Genomic DNA, 3,695 nt, shown 5'->3' with positions numbered 1-3,695 from the left:
GCGGCCAACCTGCGGGATGTCTTCCCCTTTCCCTATGCTTATGACGATGCCCGGCAGTTTGTCCTCTCCTGCATCCAGGCCGGCGAGGAGCGCCAGCTGGCCCGGGCGATCCAGATCGACGGCCAGGCCGTGGGGAGCATCAGCGTCACTCTCGGGGAAGACGTCTACCGCAAAAGCGGGGAGATCGGCTACTGGCTGGGAGAGCCCTTTTGGGGCCGGGGGATTATGTCCCGGGCCATCCGGCGGGTGTGCGAGGAGGCCTTTTCCCGCTATGACATTGCCCGCATCCACGCCGAGCCCTATGCCGCCAATCTGGGGAGCCGCCGCGCTCTGGAAAAGGCGGGCTTTACCCTGGAAGGGATCCTCCGTCAAAGTGTATACAAGAGAGGACGGCTTCTCGATTCCTGTATCTACTCCCTGCTCCGGGAAGAGATGAAATAAAAACTGAAATGCCCAAACATAAAAAGAGCGGAAGCCTAGGCTTCCGCTCTTTTTTGCGCGCAATTATTTGCAGGTATGGGCTCCGCAGCTGTGACCGCCCTCGTGGCCGTGATGATCGCCACATGTGTGGCCTTCCCCGTGGCCGTGGTGGTTACAATGAGCCGCCGCCGGATCGATTTGCAGGGTTCCGGCAAGATAGGCTGCCACCGCAGCGTCCACATCTCCAGAAGCGCCGGCCACACAGGTGATGCCAGCCGCCGCCAGGGCGTTTTGGGCTCCCGGCCCAATGCCGCCGCAGATGAGAAGCTCTACCCCCGCGTTTTTGAGAACGCCAACCAGGGCACTGTGTCCTTCGTCGCCGCCGTCCAGCAGGGTTTTCTCCTGTACCGCACCGTTTTCCACCGTGTACAGGGTGAAGGTTTTGGTCTTGCCAAAATGCTGGAAGACCTGGCCGTTTTCAGTGGTTACCGCGATTTTCATTTCTTCGCATCTCCCTCTATATTTTCGATGACGTCAGCTGCGTGATCCAGCCAATCGCCTTCAAACAGCTCGATGACACCCTGGTCGCAGACCCGGGCCAAATCCGGGGTCATGGGGATTTTGCCCAGGACCTGAAGGTTATATTTCTTGGCTGCTTCTTCCACATGGCTTTCCCCAAAGACCATGATCTTCTTGCCACAGTCAGGACATTCTACATAGCTCATGTTTTCTACCACACCCAGGATGGGGATATCCATCAGCTTTGCCATGTTGACAGCTTTGGCCACGATCATGCTGACCAGCTCCTGGGGAGAGGTGACCACGATAATGCCATCCAGCGGCAGGGACTGGAACACGGTCAACGGCACATCGCCGGTGCCCGGAGGCATATCCACAAACATAAAGTCCACATCCGACCAGATCACATCGGTCCAGAACTGCTTGACTGTGCCGGCGATGATCGGGCCGCGCCAGACAACAGGATCCTCCTCGTTTTCTAGCAGCATGTTGACACTCATAATGTCGGTGCCGAATTTGCTCTTGGCCGGCAGAAGGCCGAATTCACTGGCCTGGGCCCGCTCCTTGATGCCGAAGACCTTGGGGATGGAGGGACCGGTGATGTCGGCATCCAGTACAGCGGTGTTGTAGCCCCGGCGCTTTAAGAGAACTGCCAGCATAGCGGTGACAATGCTTTTGCCTACGCCACCCTTGCCGCTGACAACGCCGATGACCTTTTTGACGCTGCTCATCTCGTTGAGGCTTTCTTTAAAATCGGCGGGATCCTGCCGCTCCGCGCAGGTCTGGGAGCAGCTTCCGCAATCGTGATTACATTCGCTCATGGGATTTTACATCTCCTTTTTGGTTTCATCGTCTTCAGAAAATCTGCATTTGGCGCACATTCCGGGGCATTGGCAACGGGACTGGGCCACCTGGTAGTTGCCGCCGCCGATGCGCAGGATCTTGCCGTGGCAAAGGGCGTCAGCCACCTGCCGCCGCGCCGCATAGAGAATGCGCTGAAAGGTGCCGCGGGAGACATTCATCCGCTCGGCGGCCATATCCTGGTCCATTCCCTCCAGATCGCACAGCCGCAGGGATTCCAGCTCGTCTACGCTGAGCCGGATCTCCTCCCCTCCCCCGTTTTCCGGCACAAAGCATGCCGCCTGGGGTTCGGCGCAGACCCTCCTGCATTTGACATTTCTGGGCATGGGGTTACTTCCTTTCATTTTGCCCAGCAAAAATGGGCATATGCACATTACTCTCTCATTATAATGTGCATATGCCCACATGTCAAGACTTTTTCTCCATCTCTGGCAGATCGATGCCAATCATCTTTTTGGCGGAGACCCGGGCGCCAAATCCCATAGAAATGGCGCCGGTGGGACAGGCCTTTTTACATTCCCCGCAGCGGATGCATTCCAAAGCGTTAGGGGATTTGACCGGGTCCACCTGCATAGGACAGACCTTGGCGCATTTTCCGCAGCGGATGCATTTTTCCTCATCTACCCGAAGCTTATAGAAGGAGACGGGATTTGCCAGCCCGTAGACGGCCCCCAAGGGACAAAGATATTTGCAGAAGGGCCGGTAGATTAGAATGGATAAAAGGATCAAAACCGCCAAAATGGCCATCTTCCAGGTATAGAGCCAGCCAATGGTCGCCCGCAGCGGCTCGTTGAGCAGCACCATGGGGATGCCGCCTTCCAGGGTGCCGGCGGGGCAGATCAGCTTGCAGAAAAAGGGCTCTCCCTGGCCGATGAAGTCCACCAGAAACAGGGGCAGCAGGATCACGAAAACTACCAGAATCCCATATTTGAGAAACCGGAGGGGCTTATCCCATCGGAAGGAGCGGATCTTCTTGGGGAAGGGGATTTTGTGAAGCAGCTCCTGGATCCAGCCAAAGGGACAGAGCCAGCCGCAGACAAACCGGCCGCAGATGGCGCCTACCGCCATGAGAAAGCCCACCACATAAAAGGCAAAATGATAGTCCCGGCTGCCTATCACCGCCTGTAGGGCGCCGATAGGGCAGGAGCCCACCGCTCCGGGACAGGAATAACAGTTGAGTCCGGGCACACAGAGGTTTTTGATGGGGCCGCGGTAGAGTTTTCCCTGCCAAAATCCCACCAGATAGCTGTTGGTCACCACCGTCCAGATCCCCTGCACCCAGGGACGGAGGTTTCTTCTCTTTTGTTTAGCCAATGCCGATACACTCCAGACACAGGTTGGCGGCCTTTTGAAAGACTGTGGCCATCTCCCCACGATAAATTCCTACTGCCATCAATACGCCGCCTAAAACAAGGAGGGTGGCGGGCAGTATCCAGCGCCGTTTCATCTAAGATTCCCCCTCTAAGGTGGCAAGCACCGACTGGATGGTGCTGATCCAGCCCTCTTTGTCTTGATACCCCGGGTAGTAGAGGGGCAGCGCCTCCCCCTCACCGTTGACAAAAAAGGTCTGGGGCAGGCCGGCGACCTGGCTGAGCAGGATTTCTGAGAGGGACGCGTCGGGGAGGATAATGGGGTATTCCACCCCGGTTTGCTCCATAATCTCCTTGACCAGCGCCAGCTGCTCCTCATCTACCGCCTCCGCTGTGCCGGCGTCGGTGACAAGGCCGATGATCTGTACGCCATCCGCTTCCATTTCCTCTGCGATTTCGGCCAGATGGGGCATCTCCTTGAGGCACCAGGTGCACCAAGTGGCCCAGACATTGACCACCGTCAACTTATGGCCGGCAAAAATCTCCTGGGTCACCTCTTTGCCGTCAATATCTACAGTCAAAATT

At 57.1% G+C, this 3,695-nt stretch carries 7 protein-coding genes; 1 reads left to right on the top strand and 6 read right to left on the bottom strand.

All coding sequences use genetic code 11. The features are described from left to right. Window positions 1-441: GNAT family N-acetyltransferase (locus tag ACZ25G_RS03265; protein ID WP_463681527.1), on the top strand; the 441-nt coding region annotated here is incomplete at its 5' end. 63 nt (window positions 442-504) lie between these two features. Here ACZ25G_RS03265 and ACZ25G_RS03260 read toward each other — a convergent pair. The 6 genes from ACZ25G_RS03260 to ACZ25G_RS03235 all read right to left on the bottom strand — a co-directional run. Further along, window positions 505-921: a NifB/NifX family molybdenum-iron cluster-binding protein gene (locus tag ACZ25G_RS03260; RefSeq protein WP_191509420.1), complete on the bottom strand. Its 417-nt coding sequence runs from the start codon at window positions 919-921 to the stop codon at window positions 505-507. Then, window positions 918-1,760, bottom strand: coding sequence for a P-loop NTPase (locus tag ACZ25G_RS03255; protein WP_463681526.1), 843 nt, complete (start codon window positions 1,758-1,760; stop codon window positions 918-920). Before ACZ25G_RS03255 ends, ACZ25G_RS03260 begins: the two co-directional genes overlap by 4 nt. Window positions 1,761-1,766: 6 nt before the next feature. Beyond that, complete coding sequence (locus ACZ25G_RS03250) at window positions 1,767-2,126, bottom strand: DUF134 domain-containing protein (RefSeq protein ID WP_191482033.1); 360 nt, start codon at window positions 2,124-2,126, stop codon at window positions 1,767-1,769. Window positions 2,127-2,208: 82 nt separating this feature from the next. Next, a complete protein-coding gene (locus ACZ25G_RS03245) occupies window positions 2,209-3,114 on the bottom strand; it encodes a 4Fe-4S binding protein (RefSeq protein ID WP_463681525.1) in 906 nt (301 codons plus the stop codon). Then, entirely contained in the window at window positions 3,107-3,247 is a 141-nt protein-coding gene (locus tag ACZ25G_RS03240) for a CD1871A family CXXC motif-containing protein (RefSeq protein WP_463681524.1), read from the bottom strand. The genes ACZ25G_RS03245 and ACZ25G_RS03240 overlap by 8 nt, the downstream gene beginning before the upstream one ends. Next, on the bottom strand, window positions 3,248-3,695 hold a 448-nt coding region (locus ACZ25G_RS03235; protein WP_463681523.1), incomplete at its 5' end, for a TlpA disulfide reductase family protein. It abuts the gene before it with no gap.

It is taken from the genome of Zongyangia sp. (genome assembly GCF_965361945.1).
This window is presented reverse-complemented; position numbering and strand designations above follow the sequence as displayed.